At 38.9% G+C, this 19,056-nt stretch carries 14 protein-coding genes and 1 pseudogene; all 15 read right to left on the bottom strand.

The features are described from left to right. A pseudogene (locus tag AAEY68_RS15870) lies at positions 1 to 582 on the bottom strand (hypothetical protein); the annotation flags it as partial. 100 nt (positions 583 to 682) lie between these two features. Continuing rightward, complete coding sequence (locus AAEY68_RS15865) at positions 683 to 1,663, bottom strand: hypothetical protein (protein ID WP_024594506.1); 981 nt, start codon at positions 1,661 to 1,663, stop codon at positions 683 to 685. 109 nt (positions 1,664 to 1,772) lie between these two features. Next, on the bottom strand, positions 1,773 to 2,756 hold the full coding sequence (locus AAEY68_RS15860; RefSeq protein WP_024594505.1) for a hypothetical protein: 984 nt from the start codon (positions 2,754 to 2,756) through the stop codon (positions 1,773 to 1,775). A gap of 8 nt (positions 2,757 to 2,764) precedes the next feature. Continuing rightward, a complete protein-coding gene (locus tag AAEY68_RS15855) occupies positions 2,765 to 5,959 on the bottom strand; it encodes a hypothetical protein (RefSeq protein WP_024594504.1) in 3,195 nt (1,064 codons plus the stop codon). Continuing rightward, entirely contained in the window at positions 5,960 to 7,036 is a 1,077-nt protein-coding gene (locus AAEY68_RS15850) for a DUF4150 domain-containing protein (protein WP_350586342.1), read from the bottom strand. It lies immediately after the preceding gene. After that, a complete protein-coding gene (locus tag AAEY68_RS15845) occupies positions 7,033 to 7,932 on the bottom strand; it encodes a hypothetical protein (RefSeq protein WP_024594503.1) in 900 nt (299 codons plus the stop codon). Before AAEY68_RS15845 ends, AAEY68_RS15850 begins: the two co-directional genes overlap by 4 nt. After that, the gene (locus tag AAEY68_RS15840; protein WP_024594502.1) at positions 7,932 to 8,954 is read right to left on the bottom strand and encodes a DUF2169 family type VI secretion system accessory protein; all 1,023 of its coding nucleotides are present in this window, start codon (positions 8,952 to 8,954) and stop codon (positions 7,932 to 7,934) included. The genes AAEY68_RS15845 and AAEY68_RS15840 overlap by 1 nt, the downstream gene beginning before the upstream one ends. Next, on the bottom strand, positions 8,944 to 10,104 hold the full coding sequence (locus AAEY68_RS15835) for a hypothetical protein (RefSeq protein ID WP_024594501.1): 1,161 nt from the start codon (positions 10,102 to 10,104) through the stop codon (positions 8,944 to 8,946). Before AAEY68_RS15835 ends, AAEY68_RS15840 begins: the two co-directional genes overlap by 11 nt. 4 nt (positions 10,105 to 10,108) lie before the next feature. Continuing rightward, positions 10,109 to 10,525 carry a hypothetical protein gene (locus AAEY68_RS15830; RefSeq protein ID WP_024594500.1) on the bottom strand — a complete coding sequence of 139 codons (417 nt, stop codon included), beginning with the start codon at positions 10,523 to 10,525 and terminating at the stop codon, positions 10,109 to 10,111. A 17-nt stretch (positions 10,526 to 10,542) separates the two neighbouring features. Then, entirely contained in the window at positions 10,543 to 12,564 is a 2,022-nt protein-coding gene (locus AAEY68_RS15825; RefSeq protein ID WP_024594499.1) for a type VI secretion system Vgr family protein, read from the bottom strand. A gap of 25 nt (positions 12,565 to 12,589) precedes the next feature. Beyond that, positions 12,590 to 15,325: a type VI secretion system ATPase TssH gene (tssH, locus tag AAEY68_RS15820; protein WP_007584473.1), complete on the bottom strand. Its 2,736-nt coding sequence runs from the start codon at positions 15,323 to 15,325 to the stop codon at positions 12,590 to 12,592. Between the two features lie 18 nt (positions 15,326 to 15,343). Continuing rightward, positions 15,344 to 16,327, bottom strand: coding sequence for a type VI secretion system baseplate subunit TssG (gene tssG, locus AAEY68_RS15815; RefSeq protein ID WP_007584475.1), 984 nt, complete (start codon positions 16,325 to 16,327; stop codon positions 15,344 to 15,346). Continuing rightward, positions 16,324 to 18,042, bottom strand: a complete 1,719-nt coding sequence (tssF, locus tag AAEY68_RS15810; protein WP_024594498.1) for a type VI secretion system baseplate subunit TssF — start codon at positions 18,040 to 18,042, stop codon at positions 16,324 to 16,326. The genes tssG and tssF overlap by 4 nt, the downstream gene beginning before the upstream one ends. Before the next feature lie 21 nt (positions 18,043 to 18,063). Beyond that, positions 18,064 to 18,471, bottom strand: a complete 408-nt coding sequence (tssE, locus tag AAEY68_RS15805; RefSeq protein ID WP_007584478.1) for a type VI secretion system baseplate subunit TssE — start codon at positions 18,469 to 18,471, stop codon at positions 18,064 to 18,066. A gap of 56 nt (positions 18,472 to 18,527) precedes the next feature. Then, positions 18,528 to 19,013 (bottom strand): Hcp family type VI secretion system effector, encoded by a 486-nt coding sequence (locus AAEY68_RS15800; protein ID WP_007584479.1) that lies wholly within the window; start codon positions 19,011 to 19,013, stop codon positions 18,528 to 18,530. Positions 19,014 to 19,056 lie beyond the last annotated feature (43 nt).

The following is a 19,056-nucleotide window of genomic DNA, read 5'->3' as shown; positions in this document are numbered from 1 at the left end:
AGGGTATTTATCCTCATCAACATGACTTATATAGGGTACAAACCCCATTACACCCGGGCGTGTTGCAACCATATCTAGATGGCATACAATATCAGCCCATTTAAAACAGTAATTACCCAGCTCATCACGCTCCTCACAGCCTGGTATCTCATAGGTAAAGCCTACTAGCTGCTTTTTTCTGTCAAAGTATATTTGTTTTTTGGGGATATAACTGTCTGTTAGTGGCAGTAAATTAAGAAAAAACAAATTCCAAGAAAAAGTAAGTGCAGGTATCCACCATTGATAAGGTTCCTCGGAGTAAGTCATCACAATACAAGAGAATAAAAATAACAAACTTAAAACAAAACCGATTATGATTGGGCCAAATAATATAACTCTAATTGGGCTATTCCCGCACATTTCTATTTTATATCGCTCTGGATGTTTTTGTATTGCTTTTTGCTTTCTTGCAGGTAAATCATATAAATAGCATAAACCTTTGAATTTTTTCTTGAGGCTATTTAATCGCTCAGGGTAAAAAAAACGATTAAATCTTGTCTTTTTACCCATTGTATTAACAGCTAGGTAGTCATTACTTTGCATTAGAGCCCTTTACTTTGCTTACCTAGGGAATTTAGAACACCTAGATTTGAAATCCTTTTCTATCTGTTAACTTACCATAAATGGTGAAGGGTTAGTAACCTCAAGGAAAGCCGATAAAAAGCTGAAGCGCAAGATGCTTTGCTTTATATTTCCACGTTAATTGCTCTATGCGCTCTGGCTCTCCTTTCCAATGCAGCCAAGGTTTAATTACGTCTTCACGCTCTCTACCTTTAAGCCAATCAAAAGGAAATGCTTCACTCAGGATTTCTTCATCTATTTCTAATTGCTGCGAAAACGAAAATGAAGACCAAAACTCATCAGGCCGATTATTCCTCTTATCAAATTCAGCTGTGATAGAGTCTAGATGTCGGTGCTTTTCGTATTCTGGTACATCAGGCAAGGGCTTACTTAAATCCATAAAGCGTACATAGCGTTCCCACAATAAATAACAATGCACAGGATTAGCTGAAAGCTCAACAACAGAACCGGTTACTATTGTTTCAGGGTACTTTTCTTGATCAATGTGGCTAATTTCCGGAAAGTAATTCATTACACCCGGCGCACCCATTTTCGAGGTTAACCTGCAAACAATCTCCTCCCATTTAAAGCAACAATTACCTAAGTCATCTCGTTGTTCACAATCTGGTATATTAAAACTAAACCCAACTGCTTGGCTTTGTCTGTCCAAGTACATCACTCTATCAGGTATGTATCTTGAAGTGATTGGTAATAAATTTACGAAGAATAAATTCCAAGAAAAAGTAAAGATTACAAGCCACCAAGGGAATGGTTCTTCAGAATATGTTGCTACAACACAAGCTATTAGTAATAATAAACTTAATACAGCGCCAATGGCCATTGGTCCAAATAATATGGCTTTTATAGGGTTGTTGCCACAGGGCACTATTTTATATTGCTCTTTTTTAATCGCGTAAATACGCCTATCTTGATTTAGCCAACGTCGAAAAAAGCATACCCCTCTAAATTCGCTTCCCTTATTTATTATTCGGTGAGCTTCAAAAAAGCGATTAAACTTCGTTTTCTTTGGCATTATTCCAACACCGAAGTAATTATTTTGCATCAGGTTCCTTTGCTTTAATAAACCTAGACAGCACCTGTGCCACCTAGGTTTGAATTCCATTTTTAATTATTATCAGAATCCTAGTTGCATTCTATAAATATAATCATCTTTAAGGTATCCCCATAAACAGCTGTAGCGCTAAACGCTTTGCTTTGTATTTCCATGTCAGTTTTTCGATACGCTCAGCCTCACCTTTAAAATGCAGCCAAGGTTTGGTTATTTCTTCGTTAGGCTTTCCCTTCAGCCAATCAAAATCATAAGCTTCATCTTTTAATTTTCGCCAAATTTCTTGTTGTTGCGAAAATGAAAAGTCGAGCCAAAAACCTACAGGTCTATTATTTTGAATATCAAACTCAGCTGTCCGTGGGTCTAAATGCCGGTGTTCTTCATATTCAGGTACATCAGGTAAAGGTTTAGTTAAATCCATGAAACGTACATTACTTTCCCAATACAGGTAACAATATGCTGGTGTTTCTCCATTATCCGCCACCGTACCTAGCATTTTAGTCTTTGGATACTTTTCTAAATCAATATGGCTAATACTCGGGAAGTAACTTAAAACTCCCGGACGCGTAGATGCAATATCAAGTCGACAAACTATTTCATCCCAACTAAAGCAGCAATTACCTAATTCATCACGCTGTTCACAGTCTGGTATATTGAAAGTAAAACCCACTGTCTGCTTTAATCTATCAAAGTATATTATTTTTTTAGATGTAAACCTAAATGTAACTGGTAATACATTCAAGAAAAATAAATTCCAACTAAATGTAAGTAACGGTACCCACCATTGATAAGGTTCGTCCGAGTAGGTAGCAACAACACAAGAAATGACAAATAGCAAACTTAAAGTAAACCCGATTGCCATTGGTCCAAAGAAGAGCGTTTTTATAGGATCGTTGCCACACTTAAAAGACCGATATCTTTGCGGTTGGGTTTCAACTAAATGCATGTCAGTATCTATCCAATTATACAAATAGCACAAGCCTTTAAACTTTTTATATCGTTCTTTGATTTTATGAGGGTAAAAAAAACGATTAAATCGCGTTTTTTTAGGCATGATATCAACGGCTAGGTAGTCATTATTTTGCATTACTTTCCTTATGCAATTGCTAATTCAAGTGAGGCATTTTCAATTGGCTTTTCAAACGCATCAAAATCTACAGGTAAGGTTAAATCTTCGTTGTATATAAGTGTTGATGTTATTTCAACATCAAACACACTAATGTTCGGTGATTCAACTTCAAACTCATAGGTGGCTGTATTTAAGCTCAGGCTATTTTTATCAAATTCAGCTAAATACTCTTTAGTGCCTTCAACCCAAGTCGCTTTTTTATAAACATTCAACGTTGTTGGATGCCGCCATGAGTATTTTACATCTAAAAGCAACTCAGATTTACCCACTATGAACATTGGCAATTCAACTTTCACTGTATAATATGATGTGGATTGAAAGAAGCTAGGTTCATTAATAGTCACTTTAGGCGAAAACAATACGCTTTGGATATATTTAAAATATTGGTTTGGATCTGAGAAAGTATTGTAAATGGCCCCCTCTTCACCAGCAAATACACCTCGCTTATTTTTGGCAAACGGACCAAACTTTGCCCATATTTCCAGCTTACTATCCGTTAACCATACTGATAATAGATAAAAGGCAATTGAACCTATAAATAACGCCCAGCCCCAAGGACCTAACGTGGCAAAGTAAATTGTGTGTATCCCTAATCCTATACTGAAGCCGGCGGCTGCAAACATAGCAACACCTGCATCTGTATCTGTTTTACTTATCAATTGTATTCCGTCGTATAATTGTATTAACCCCATTAAAGAACCCATTGCACCAGAAAAGCTTCTCAAAATACTTAATTCAGCTGCAAACCCTAATAAACGTGTATTGTTAGACCCTGTTATAATTTTTTTTATATTTGTCTGTTTACCAAAGGTTTCCCAAACAGTACCAACTGCTGCTAAAGTTCCCCCTATTAATGCTAAATGCTTAGCTCCTTCATAAAGATCGCCTTTTTTAAACTCTTTTTCATAATCACCATAAGCAACATAACTGCTATAGCCGGTCAAAAATAGTAAAGGGATTGACACAAACCGCCCTACTGAAAGTGTTATGCGTTTAAGCATATTTGAGTCTAAACCTCGATAATGAAACTCTTCGCCAAGACTTCTCGCGGGGCTGTCGAATAATACTTTGGCGGGAATATCATTTTCAGGCAATGTGAGTACATAAGATTGACTGCCAGACATGAGTGCCGCTAAGTTTTTTTGCTCTAAAACCATTTTTGCCATTTGCGTAACTAAAGCGATGGTTTGCTTAAATAGCTTGCGATTACTTTCATTAATCCCATTTGAAAAAAGGGGCTGCTTTAATGCTTTTGCAACTGTAATTACTTGATTAGTATTAGTGGAAGTGATTTTTCCTTTTTCTTCAATGGCTTTAATAATATTATTAAATGCACTTCGTTGCTTACTCGTTTTTAAGTCATTTAATAAAGGGTGGCTAACAATATCCATATTCAAAGCAAAGCGCCCTTCAGGCACTGCATTCGCTGGGTATATTTTTAAGTTTTTAAACTCTGCTATGTTACGTGATTTGCTAAAGCCGCCAATTAAGTGATGGTACTTAATTCCCTTTTCTGTTAACTCTTTAGTAAAAGTAGCAAAGATTCGTTCTTGCATACCTAACCACTCATTAAGCCCCTTAGAGACAACATCAAGTACACCTTTATTCAATAAATAGGCAGGTATAAACGGTAATGATAGCTCTTCTTTAATTTTGTCATGATCAAACTTTTTAGGATTAAACCCTTCTACTGTGTCTGCAATTAATTCCTCATCATAATTAGTGTTTGCTAGGTTTTCTCCAAATGCCTCTGGGTGTACACAAAATTGCTTACTAAACCAATTATTGCTTGTTTGAGTTATTTCAAATACTAATGTTTTACTCTTTTCAAATTGCTCATCTAATCGATTAATTAACTTGTCTTTTTTTTCTTTATCGCATAGCCCTGGTAAATACGCAGACAGTGTTGTTTTAGGTAAGATTAGTGTTATTAATTGCTCACATATAAATTCAAACGCCAGTCCGTAAGTTAGAACGCCGCCCGTTGTTAAATCCTTGGCTAGGCACTCCCACTCTGCCGGTGGTTGAACATTAATTTGGTCGCTAATCTCACTTAAAGTTAGCTCTAAATCTTGGCAATCTAAATAATATAAATCGTAGAGCTTTTCTCGAGCAACTAAATAACCTTCAACTGCATCAATTACTGAAGATGGATTGGTTCCTAGCAAATACTTTTCTAGTTCTTGCTCTGAGACTTCATCCGCTGCTTTTCGTGTATTACTGCTTTGTGGGTCTTCTTTTACAAAAGGTTTATGCGACGTTTTAGGTGTGCTGAGTGCCTGTTTTTGCCACAAACTTTCATTAAAATACAGCTGATGAGCCAGCATTGCCGACTTATAATACCCATTCGATTCAAGTTCTGATTGTTGGTCTTTCAGTATTTGAGAATAGAAGTCAGCTGTTATTTTTTGAGCCTGAGCTATACCTAAAATATCATGAACGAGCACGCTTACTTTACCACCAAGAACGTCCATGTTTTTAATCGAACCCCAATTAGGAGCATCATTAAAGTCTAAAGATTGCATTCGCTCATTACGATACCTATTTGCAATTTGAGTATCATCACACTTACTTAATAATGGTTTTTTACTAAGGCGTAAGTCGCTTTCATACATCCCTCCTAATGCAGTGATATATTCCCACGACCACTGTACTCGCGAAAAAGCAATTTGAATATTAGGCACTTGGGCTGTACTTGACGAACCAAACAGTTCAATTATTTTACGCGGTAGTAAAATATCTTGATTAAAAACACTACTATGCGGTCTAAGGTCTTGGCTATGATGTAGGGATAAATCCACATCACTCAATTGCTTATCAGCTAACGCTGCAATTTCTCTCCATAAAAAACCATTAATATATATGTAATAATAACCATATGCAGCATCATCCTCTGGTGTTGGTCTAAATTTATCCATAGGGATGAATTCGGGTGCGCCCGCTTTAGTTTTATCAAGTGTATAGTCTTTAAATACTAGCGGCGTAACGGTTATAAATGTCGGTTTTTGATCTTCAGCTAAATCTTGCGACTTTAACTTTTTCGCGGCTTTACCAAAAGGTATACAAAGCTCCGGTCCAGAAAAACTATGTAAAATAAGATTTAAACTACAGTCTTTCGCTTCATCAACAATCCTAGGGGCGTATATATATTGTGTAGTCATTTAAACTCCCTCATCAAAAACTTGGTTATTCTTGAATGCACCTTGAGTGACGGTAAACTTCCCTTGACCAATTAAATTATTATTAGCGTCTGTCTCTACGATAAAAGCGGCCTCTGCTGGGTCTTCACTTTGTGTATCTGAATCCCTCATTTCAACACTTAACCCCCTTGGTGATGCGCCACCTGATTGCGCTAGCGGCATAGGCGGGGTGTTTTTTGAGTTTGATATCATTGGGTCGCCTTGGCGCACTGCGGGTTTGCCTTCAATGAGTACGTTAAATGAGCCCATAATAAATTCAGCTTTACCATCGTTAGTGCCACTCATTAGGCCTCTTTTATCTCCGGGTTTATCGCCTTTACTTTTTGAAAAGTTACTTTTTATGTTAGCCGCACCGTTACCATTTATTTTTACTGACCCCGCCACACTTGCTACATCGCTTGCTGCGGCCATATTTGGATAAGGAATTGGGATAACACTTGGGCCTACCGTTGTTAAACATATATCAATAGTGCTTAGCTTGCCGCCACTACTTTGGTGCACTGCGGTGCGGCCATTAATTAATACATTTTGCCCTGATACTGTGGCTACTTGCGCTGCTTGCGATTGCGTATCTTTAGTTAATTGCTCTTGACTGCCGGCTTCCCACCCTAAATGACTCGACACTAAATCTAAAAATGCTTGGGCATTAGTGATAGGTTTATTAACATCCATATTGGTTTGAGACTCATTCCACGGCAAAATAGGTTCGTTTTTTTCATCATCCCATTGTGGTGGTGGAATTATGTAGTCTGGAATAAATACATTAACCATTTCGCCAAGTGTTTTTTCACGGTATTTGGGGCGGCCTATTTCAGCTAAAAATGCCGCATCTCCACTGGCTCGGTCTTCAAAAATAGCGACATTGCTGGCTTTACCTAATGCGCCGTTACTTCGAGCACTATTATTAAGCCCTAATAGTATTGGGTTGTTGTGTCGCCATGTTAACGATCCACCTGAGCGAACATCGGCGGTTAGCGCGTCGATGTCGTACTGAACACTGCCTGTTTGTTTACCTGCGGCTGCATTAATGTATGTCATGAATTTTCACTCCTTGAAATTTTTATTAATTGCTCGTTAGGTGAATTAAATAATAAAAATACATGCTGTAACCCTTCATTTAGTGGGTTATTTAAATAGCTATTTGCAAGCACTAAGCCAGCAAAGTCGTTTGCAACGCCTTGATGGCCAATAGTATTATTTAAGTTGGCGAGCTCTATTAATTCGTCTTCTGGGCTATACAATGCTTGTGTATTAGCAAACCATTTTTTTTGCCATGCTAACGACTGTTTACCTGCAAAGAGGTAAGTATCATTAACACACGCTTTTGCTTGGTTAAGCTGTTCGTTTAACTCGCCATTAAAAAGCTGTGCACTAAGGGTGCCTTGCAAATGGGTAAGTAATACATATCCACCTTCACCATTAATAATGCCTGGCGGGCCGTTTAACACTTGCACCACGTTATTTTTTGCTTGATGGCTTACGTATTGGTAGCTAACGCAAGAGTCGAGTGCAATTATAAGTGTATCGGGCGCTATGCTTTTTAAATCAAGCGTTGTAGTTTGTTCAAAATCAGGGATTTGCTGCGAAATCACCTCAGCTAAAAGCTCACTGAGTGTATCGTCACTTATTATTGGTTTATTTAACTCATCCTGTGGTAATACAAACACTATTTGACTTATACGGGATGTTTTTCTAAGTGTTGTAATATCAATATTTTCGAGCAACTGGCTTAATAACAATAAGCACTTGGTTTGCCTATCAAGCTGAGCAAGCTCTTCTATTTCTACCATTATGTAGGGGGCATCTAAGCTTATATCACACCGTATTAATGCTTTACTCGGTTTAGAAAACAACATTTGGTTTGCAACAGCTGTATATAGGCTGCTTGTTGTACACCCTGTAGCATTTATATGGCAAAGTACATCAAACTTCATCAGTTAGCTTCCCTTTTTGCCACGACTAACTGGCTATTTGCGCCTACGTGTATTGCGTCAATATAACCGCGCCATAACAAAGAAAAACTTTGCGCGTCAGAATCAATAACCAACGTATCGCAGCGCAAGTTAATTGTATGTCTGTTTAATGTGTTAACTAGCTGAACAATAGGCTCTTCAAATGGGAGCTCAACTCGTTGATGTTGCCCATATTCTTGTAACGGGTACAATCCTGAAAGTGAAAACGCCCACCCTTTTGTAAACTCTTTTTTTACTCGCTGATCTAAAGGTGCCATATTATTAAAATGTTCATCAAGCATTGTTTTAAATGGGTAATTACCTGCCATTAGTGCTTTTTGATCAATTTCGGGCATCAGCTCTATACGTGGTGACCAATGTGATGGTATTGCAGAAAAACCAGCTACTGGCGTAGTATGGCTCGGCTTTCGTAGAAGCTCGTTTGCATATTCAATGCAAGGTAATTGCTGCCCTTTTGCTTGTTTGTTTTTAAGCTTAAATCCTCTCCCTATCGGATTTTCAAGCAGATAATTAGACTCATCGTTAAAGTCTTTTCCACCAAAAGCATTGCTGTAATTAATGGGTGTAGGCTCAATAATATTCGGATCAGTTGCAACAGGCCCAAGTAAAGAGCGCTTCCAAAAGCGTGCGCCAGTTACACGTAAACGTTTTTTAAATAGTGGCTGCGCTTTATCATGAAGGCCAAGCTCTACTTCAATTACTCGCGCTTGTTTGGCTTTAGGCGGGTAAGCTGTAAAGTCGCCATACACTTCAAATCCATGCTTAAAGGCGACTTGTTCGTTTACTTCTCTAAGTGGTGTATATGCGGGGTCGCCATCGTAGTCATCGGCTACAACAATATCGGGTCCGGGCTCGTTTGGTGTTACATTGCCTTTTTCGTCAAATTCAAAGTTTTGTTTTACAAGGACAACTTTAGCCAGCGTACGGTCACTCAACCAACCATCAAAAAAACTAGCCTGCCAAGGAGAAAAATTATTCAGCACTTGGGCTCTCCGCTATAACACTTTGCCATTGTTTGGCGCTCAGTAATACATGGTACAAACCACAGGCCTTTTGCAGAGGATAATGTGGTGCTACAACACGTTGCACAACTTCACCTGCAAGTATTTTTAATTTTTGTTTTGCATTACTGCACACAAAGCTAATGCCGTTTAATAATTGATCCCCTGGGACAAGTGCAAACGCTTGCCTTGCATGCTCTGCATCGTCAAGGTTTATGCCGCTGTGTACGTTTTTTTCGTTATTTGATTCTACTACAGTTACTTTTTTTGCTTGGGCAAGCGCTCTGTTAGTAATAATTAGCCATGCTGCGTAAGCTGGTTTTTGAGTTACCCCATGCGCCATTAAATTTATAAATAAAGGCAATGCGCGCTTATATACAAAGTGGCTTAGTACATGTTGGCAAAGCCCGGGGTTCGCTTTACAAAAAAGTAGGCAAGGTTCATCCCAGCGCGGATCGTTAGTAAGCCCTGCTAGGGCAAGTAATTTTGCTTTTTTGTCGTCATCATTTGTTTTGGCAAATACTTTAAACAGCATGTCAGATACGTTACTTGTTTTATTACAATAGGCATTCACGAGTGCTGCATAAGCAATATCAAAGTTAGCATGTAGCATGGCACTATTTAGCTCTGTTTCACTCAATTGCTGTGAAAAAAGTAAAGTAATCGCGGTACTATCAAGCTCTTCTTTTTCGTTGAGTACACTATTGCGCAGTGCTTTATTATCATCTAACTGCCAATAATCAAGTAAGTGCTGTAATACACTGTAATAACTTAAATGTTTGTTCGACTTTAAAGCTAAAAAAGTTTCGCCGCTGTTAAGTTCACTTTTTAAATTAAGACTTTGTAGCAATAGCGCGTAGATACTGTGGTGCTCTGGGCTTTCTAACGCAAGGGTAATAAATTTATCAAGCGCTAAATGGCTTACTTGTGTTAAATTTTTACCTGCAAAGTAATCTGTGGGTGCATCACTTTTTAAATCGCTGAGTGTGTATAAATGATTTAGTAATTGGCTTTCAATTACATTGAGTCGAGCAAGCGGGTAAACACCTTGCGCTTGCAGCTTTTGTTTGTGTTTTAATAAAGTAGTTAAGCGCTGCTGATGCTGCTTAACCTTAGCGACTTGAGCAAACATAGTATTAATTAAGCCTAATTGGCCAGCCAGCCAAGGTAAGATCTTGCTCGCTATTGGCTGTTATATCTCGCCCTTCGAGCACTATGGTGCCATCAGCAAATACTTCTATCGTCCCTTTAGCGGTTTGGAGGCTAATACTTTGCTGAGCTTCAATAACAATATGGCCTTTGCTATTTTTAATGAGTGCAGCGGGCGCTTGATCTTCATTTGCAAGTAGCCCTGTTACTATAAAACCTTGTGCAGTGTGGGTAAGTAGTACTGTGTCGCCCACTTGGCATGGTGTTATGTGCGCCGCTTGTGCTACAACACTCTGTTCGTCGTTATTTACTGTAACACCTTTAACTCGGCCAAATTCATCGACTTTACTTACAGGTGCAAGTTGCTGATCGTGATTAAATATACTTTTTACTTTAGCGTTCATTAAATTACTCCTTTAACTTAGTTATTACTAATTGCACTGCCTTTGATTGCTATATTAGTGGCACTTAACGTTATATTAGTGGCGTCAATTGTAAGGTTACCCGCAGCATCAATTTCTATACTTGCGCCACCTTGGCTTAACTGAATTGAACCCTGTCCATTTGCTTTTATAGTAATATTTTTACCACTGTTTAATTCTAAATCACCTTGAGGTGCTTGTAGCTCAAGGTTGCCGTCTACCGAGTAAACGCTAATATCTTGTCGTGCTTGCATTTTAAGCTCATCAGTTGCTGTGAGCTCTAAGTTACCGTCAGTCGCTTGAATACGACTATTTGAGGCTGAGTTTAGAGTTAAATCCGCAGCCGAGGTAACTGTAATATCTCCCTCGCGGGTTTGAATTTGCAGATTGTTTTCTACTCGGGTTGTAAAATTATTAGCGACTGTAAAATTTGCGTCGTTCTCGGCAACAAACTGTAGGTTTTCTTTCGCTGAAATTTTAACATCACCATCAACAGACTTTAACATTGCCTGGTGCGCACCATTTGTTGCATCGAGTATTAATTGGTTTTTATTGTTTTTATTGGCAAGGCTTATCTTCTCTTCGCCTTTTTTGTCATCCATTACAAAGCTGTGCCCAGCTTTAGTTACTAATTTGTTTTCAGTTGGGTTTTCGCTTGTAACAGGATTTGGTGCATTTTCATTATAAAGCGCGCCTAAAATTATAGGCCTGTCTAAATCACCATTTTCACCACAAACGAGCACTTCTGTACCTTGAGTTAGTGGAAAATGCATACCGTGCCCGCTGCCGCCGTAAGGTTGCATTAAACGTGTAGGACGGCTTTCTTGGCCTTCTCCATCTTGATTAAACGGTAGTTTTACTACGTAGTTACCTTTGTCATCAATTTCTTGCTCAATTAATGCATTAAACGTTGCAAACACACGTCTCGCTGGGCGTAATGGAGCTTTATAAGGCTGGTTAACACTAATTAAATAAGCTTGGTTTTTATACGTTAAGCCCTTTACATTAGAGCCGTATTCAACCGAAGCACTTTGGCTACCTTTGTGCTCTACACGCGTCACTAAATACTGACCATCATGCTCTGGGTGGTCATAAATATTTAAACGCATACCAGGGCGAAGCGCCCTGCAGTCTGTGTCTATTATTATTTGCTCACGTTGGCAATCAAACGCTTGCTGTCTGATAGTTGCTAAGTCTTGCCCTTCGTTTGATTGCCCGTAATTATCACCGTAATGACTATCTTCACCAAAACCAATAACTGACGCACTGTTATTTTTTGAAACTTGCAAATTACCCGGAGCTTGGTAGTTGTAATCATCTAAGTGTGTACTTTGCGGAAATAATTGGGCCTGCCTGCTTATAGCAAAAATTGACTCACTCGTTCTTACTTGACCAGAAGGTGGTACATAGCTTAGGTTTATTTCATCAAACTCTTGCGCTATACCATTAGAATCATTGCAAATATACAATGTACATTCACCACTAGTTTGCTCTACAAAGCTGTACACAAAACCGTGCTTACGCATTAAGCGTGTTACAAATTCGTAATCAGTTTCGTTGTATTGCACGGTCATATCGAGCATGGTTGAGCTTGCTTGTACATTTAACTTTTGCGCAGGGAAACCTGCTTTTTCAAACACACTCGAAATAATTTTACCTGCATCCATAGCAGTAAATACACGGTTAGAATGCTGATGCTTAAGTAATGTTAAATGAGAACTCATGATCAAAGTATAGTGATACCCCTGATGACTTTGACCATGCGCTATAAAACCACTAATTAACCCTGAAATAGTACGATCTAACATTGACCACACTAGTGATAACGATACATCTTTGCCTATTAGCATTTCAGATGTTAAATGTTCAGGGCTCAATACTTGGATTTTAAATTCATAGTCTTCACATAAACGATCGTCCCTAGACTCAAAGTCAGTTACATAGACCATTCCGTCAGGCATGCCCTGTATAGCAACACTAAAGTGACTCTTATTTGCCTTGAGCTCGTTAAATATGTCCATGAATCCCATTTTTACATCCTTTTATTTAAGCGTTATCTGCAAATGTCGCCGTAATTTCGTCTTGTTCGTCAACGGCCAGCGTTAAAATATCAGGCATGTCTTCTTCTGCCATAAACTCTAAAATTGATTTAGCGATACCAGGAAGTATTTGCTGCTCTATAACCGCGTTCACCATACGTGCACCACTATCTGAAAGCGTACATTGAGTAGTCAGTTTTTCTAAAACACTAGCATCTACTCGTAGCTGCATTTTGTGGTTTTCGTGCAAACGTGTGGCAATGGCTTCAAGTTTCAAGCTGACGATAGACTGTAGAGCTTCAGAATCAAGCGCTAAGTAAGGTATAACTTGCATACGGGCAAGTAAAGCAGGCGCAAAAAAAGCAAGTAACTGCGGCTTAATTAAATCAGTAAGTGCACCGATTGATGGTACTTTCCAAGGCGTTCCGTCTTCATTAATAGGTGCTTGCGTTGGATTTAGCGCTTCGTTAATAGCTGCTTCTTGATCGCTTTGCTGTACCTGTTCTTCCTCGTCATCTTGAGGACTTAGGTCTATAACTGTAGGCGGTGTACATGCATCGATTAACTCTGCCGATCCTAAATTAGATGTCATGATAATTACAGTATTTTTAAAGTCTATTTCACGTCCTTCACCGTCACGCATGGTGCCGCGCTCAAACACTTGGTAAAACATGTTCATTACATCTTTGTGCGCTTTTTCAACTTCATCAAGTAAAATTACTGAATATGGACGCTGTCTTACCGCTTCGGTTAACACACCACCTTCACCATAGCCAACGTACCCTGGTGGTGAACCTTTAAGTTGCGATACGGTGTGCGACTCTTGATATTCGCTCATGTTAATTGTCGTTAAGAACTTATCGCCACCAAATAACTGTTTTGCTAAACAACGCGCCGTTTCTGTTTTACCCACGCCCGATGGACCAGCTAGTAAAAATACGCCTAGCGGGCCTTCATCGTTGCTTACGCCGGCTTTACTCACTCTTAGTGTTTGCGCTATTTTAGCTAATCCTGCCTGCTGCCCTATAACTTCTTGGCTAATTGTGGCTTCAAGATTAATTAAATTACTAATCTGATCTTTTACCATTGCCCCTACAGGCACACCGGTCCACTGTGAAATAATTTGCGCAACAGCATCGGCGTCTACTTCACTAAATAAGCCGTTGTCTTGTGTATTTTGCTCTTTTAGTGATTGGCGAAGTGTCAGCAATGATTCGCTATCAAGCTCTTGATCAGTTGCCTGCTTTATCTCGTTAATTTGACTCAAAGTCGAAATTTGAGATTCACGCGAGTGAGTAAGTTGCGCCAATTTATTTTGTGCAATAACCAGCTCTTCAACTAAATGGGTAAGCTTATCTTTATCAACAACTAAACCTTGCCCTAGCTCTACATTGAGGCTATTGATTCTGGTTTCTAAATAATTAATGTGCTCGCGCTCAGACTCAATGGCAGCGGGGTCTGTAGCAAACGACATACGTACTCTTGCCGCTGCGGTGTCTAATACATCAATAGCTTTGTCTGGTAATTGGCGGCCTGTTATATAGCGCGACGATAAAACAACAGCAGCTTCTATAGCATCATCCGTAATTTGAATATTGTGATGCTCTTGATATTTATCTTTTAAGCCTGCAAGCATTAATTGAGCCGCTTGCTCTGTTGGCTCATCCACTTTAATAAGCTGAAAACGACGCTCTAGAGCGGCATCACGTTCAAAATACTTTTTATACTCGCTCCATGTTGTTGCCGCAACGGTTCTTAATTCTCCGCGTGCTAATGCTGGCTTTAATAAATTTGCCGCATCACTCATGCCCGCATCGCCACCGGCACCAATTAAAGTGTGCGCTTCATCGATAAACATAATTATTGGCGTTGTTGAATTTTTAACTTCATCGATTACTGTTTTTAAGCGGCGCTCAAACTCACCTTTAACGCCGGCACCTGCTTGCAATAACCCCATATCAAGCACCAATAAGCGTACGCCTTGCAGGTCACTTGGTACTTGGCCATCAATTATACGCTGGGCAAAACCTTCAACGACGGCTGTTTTACCTACACCTGGGTCACCCACTAAAATAGGGTTATTTTTTCTTCGACGGCATAACACATCGACCATCATACGAATTTCGTCATTACGACCGAGAACCGGGTCGATTTTACCCTGTTTTGCTTTTTCAGTTAAATCTTCACAGTACTCATCAAGCGCAGCTGTACCGTGCGATGAATCTGTTTGATTTGCAGACTTTGATTTAGCTACTGGGTTTAAACGCTCTGAAGATTGCTGACAAATTTTATCTAAATTTTCAGCTAAAAAGCGTGAATCTATTTTATCCAGTAAAGCAGGTAGTTGAAGTACAGGGCTGTAAGGTAATAACTCTGTTAATGAATCAATAAGCGCAGCACCTGTTATAAAATCACTTTTATGCTGAACATTAGCACTTAACCATGCACGCTCTAGCCATTCGTATAAACGACGAGAAAATGTAGGCTTACTTTGATTACCGGCAGGCTGTCTATTTAAAAAGTCTAATAGCTCATGCCATACTTTGTCTTGATTAATATTAAAGAAATGAAAAATGTGCTCAAGGTCACCATTACTTCCTTCTTCCATTAACTTAATAAGTAAATGCTCAGGAAGCACTTCAAAATGACTACGACTACTCGCAAACCCAGCTGCTGATTCAAGTGCTGTTGCGGTGTGGCCATTTAATTTATCTATGAGTTGTTTTATGCCTTTAGCATCCATTTTTTTATCCTTAATTCCTTAGTGTTTATACTGTTGATGGCTGTAGCTATGTGTTGTTGTATTTGCAGCTGCGGCCCCTAAATATGAATTATGTCCAAGTACTAGCGGTTGCTGACCTAAAGCTTGTTCGGCAACAGCCTCATTAGCTACTTTTATTTGGCAAACCCACTCTACATTACTTGGTAAATGCGCAGTCAGAAGTGCAGCCATTTTTATACCTTCTTCGCTTCTTGGCGTTAAACTCATGGCTGTATCACTATTAACTGGACCTATATCTATTGTTAAAATACTTCCGCTAACTAATACCTTCGTACCAAGTACTGCAGAGCTGCCTAAAACCATTTGGTTTTCTTCGCCGATTGAACTTGGTGTATCTATTTTTTGCCAATTTGCTCGTGTGTCGTCAACTTTTAGCGTGTCTATATTTAAACTATGTTTAAGAAGCTGCGCTAAGCCAGCAGCGCTAGTTTGCTTTAAACTTGCAATACCACACTGAATTTTTTGATCAGTTTTTCCCAGTAAAATAGATTCAACTAACCCATCAAATTGGCTCGCGCCTCTGCCTGCTATATTAATTTGCGACTTTTTCCAGGCCTGAAAAAGTTGGCAATAAAGTACATGATTAAATATATCTAAAAACTGACGAACGCGGTCACCGCTTTGCTCATCACTTGCTGCTTGCTCTAATACATAGTGTGGCATGGGTGCATCCACACCATACAAACCTAAAAAAGAGGTCGATAAGCTTAATCTTCCTCTGCCATCATTCTCTAATACACATTCGCGTACATCAGTAGCCGGAAAACCAAGCTCTTTAAAAGGTTTAAAAACAACTCTGTTACTAATCCCTTGCTCTAGCTCTTGAGGTGCGGCCCAATGTTTTTCTATTAAGCTCATCGCTTTAAATAAGTTAAACCGCCAAGGCTGCTCAATAAGTAGTTCTATTGGCGCGGGTAACTTAGACCAAACTGGGTGCGCATGATTTTTATCAGCGTAACTCATAGCTGATAACTCTTACCCGGTTCAATATCCCAACTCCACGATTTATAACTAGGAATTGCATTAACACGCGTTTGTACGCTTTCATTTATAGGGGCATACATTAAAAAGAATTCATGTAATACATTACAAAAATGATATAAATCAGCATCACCAACAAATTTACTTTCATCAATATCAATAAGTACATCAACACCTTTGATAAATATTCCGCGTTTAATTTGGCTGATCGGCGTTGCTGTTATTTTTAAAATGCTTTCAATTCGTAATCGATTCTCAGCTTTATTAGACCAATCAAATAACACTAGTAATCTTTTTAGTTCTGTAACTTGCGTAATTTGTGAAAACTTTACATTTAATAAGCTAATAAGCTGCCAGTGTTTTGGCTGACTTGGACATGCTAAATAATTAGTTGGCCGTATAACATTTTTAACCTCAACGATGCTCGGCATGTCTTTTCCGCCTTCGTTCAAGTCTCCCTCTTGCAAAAGCTGACGAGGCCAACCTGCATTAAAAGAAGTTAAATCAACTGATAGAGTTTCTTTTTCATCTTCTAAATTAAAAGGAAGTTGTAAATAATGAGTCGGGGCTGCTGCACCTACGTCTTTTGTGAGCACAGTAAATAGCTTTTTTTCGTCTTCAAATACGCTTTGATAACGGGGAGTGTAATCATACGATTGCCCGGTTATAGAGTTTCGACCTGCAACTGCATCTACCGTATAACTAAAAACGTGGTCAAAACGTGCCTGATCTGCACTTATCATATAGTCAGTTCTGTTTGGCTCTATTTTAATTGGCTCTGCAGCTTGACTAAATAAATTAACTGCTGGCACGCAATTGATTAAAATGTTCTCTTTACTTAACTGATGACCCGGCGGTAATTTATTATCACCCCTAAATACGATTTCAAAACGGTCAATATGCTCAGGAAACTCTTCGTCTTTTAAACCATCAAATGTTAAAAAATAAAACCTATCTTTTGCATTAAAATAATCAAGTAAAAGTGCATATCCAGGATGACTTTTAGCCGCGCTAGGCAGTAAAGCGCCATCTATATCTAAATAAGTAGCGCTGCAACCTTTTGCTTTTAACTTTTTATTGAACTCAAAATGATTAGCACCAAAATCAAGTTCTGCTTGTTTATTAGGTGTTTTTAATAATTGAAATAAAGCACTGCATAATGGTGTATCGCCACGTAAATAAAAGTTTAGTTTAGATAAATCAAAATTACTGCGTTCACCTTGGCATACAAACTTAAGCCCTATTCGTAGCTCTGCACCTAAGTGCGACTCTTGGTATCGAACATGCTCAACATCTAATGGGACAACGTCTAAACCGTGAGTTGTGCTAAAAATTATTTTTTTATTATCGGCCTTTGCTTTAGGCGGATTAAGCTGTAAACCTTTTGAAATAGAATGTGTTTTTTGCATAGCCAATTTAGGCTTAAATTGCACCACAGTACTAGAAGGATAATAACTTAGGAGTATTGGACACAGTTGACGCAGTACTTGCTCTGAAACTTCAGGTACTGACTCATCTAAACGCTTTTGAGTATGGGCAGTTAAATACGCTACGCCTTCTAATAAGCGCTCAATATGAGGGTCTCTATCTTTTAATGCATCAATGTTAAGCATTCCTGCATGCTCAGGATAAAACCGAGCAAACTGCTTACCAGCTTGGGTTAACAAGCGCATTTGTGCATCAAAATATTGCTGCATTCATCAATCCTTTAAATAACATTAGTTAGTGTTTTTTGCATGTTGTATAACGTCTGCTTTACCGCCAGATTCAAAACGGGTATTTAACTTGATACTTTGCCCGCTCGTTAAAAAAGCTTGAATATCTAGCCTTATTACACAATTATCTTCTTTAATTTCAACAGGTGTTACATTTGCATATCGTACGCGTGGTTCGTACTTTTCTATCAATTTTTTAACCTCAAACGCTAACGTGTGTTGTGAGTATGGTAACCCCTCGTAAATATCCTCTACATCGGGCAAACCATAGTCAGACAAGTGCTTCAGCACTCCTCTTCTTGCATTTAAAAGCTCATTTAAATGCTTGCACACACTGACTTGCTCATCAGTTTGAAAACCATGATGACCATTGCGTGTAACTGGTTGAGTTAAAAAATCGAATAACGCCATATTTAGATCTCAATAAAAGGATATGCTTGCGCATATCCTTCAAAATTACTGACTAATTAACGACCTTCAGTCCAAGAGTCAGAGAACTCGATGTTGCCATCTAAGTAAGTCCAAGTAATGCGTTTGTAACGTAGACAAACTGTTTCAAGGTGCGGGTAACGCTCCTTGTCTAAGTCTTTAACGTTATGCATTGTTGGTGAGATCGAAGTGATCTTTACATCTTCCAACTTGTGGCAGAAATATTCACGCTCAGTCCCTGTGTCATCAATACGGTACCATTTAAGCTCTAATTGCTTAAGTGTTTGACCGTTTGAACACGCTTTGTACAAGTACGGCGTAGCCGCATCAACAGCTTTTGTAATTACAAAAGGTTCATGCTTACGAGTACCTGTAAGTTCACCTGTATCGTTATCCGTAGGAATACGAAGTTCATGATCAAAGTGTAGGATCTCAATTGAACCTTCACGCTCTGCAACAGTTACAGAACCTTTGATGTCATTACCTTGGTCATCCTTTAACCACATGTACGCTGGAATTGCCATTTCATTATTCTCCTTTTAGAATGAAGTGTTTCCTGTTAGTTGG

The sequence above is a fragment of the Pseudoalteromonas sp. RB2-MNA-CIBAN-0110 genome, from assembly GCF_040309305.1.
Classification (GTDB): domain Bacteria; phylum Pseudomonadota; class Gammaproteobacteria; order Enterobacterales; family Alteromonadaceae; genus Pseudoalteromonas; species Pseudoalteromonas arctica.
This window is presented reverse-complemented; position numbering and strand designations above follow the sequence as displayed.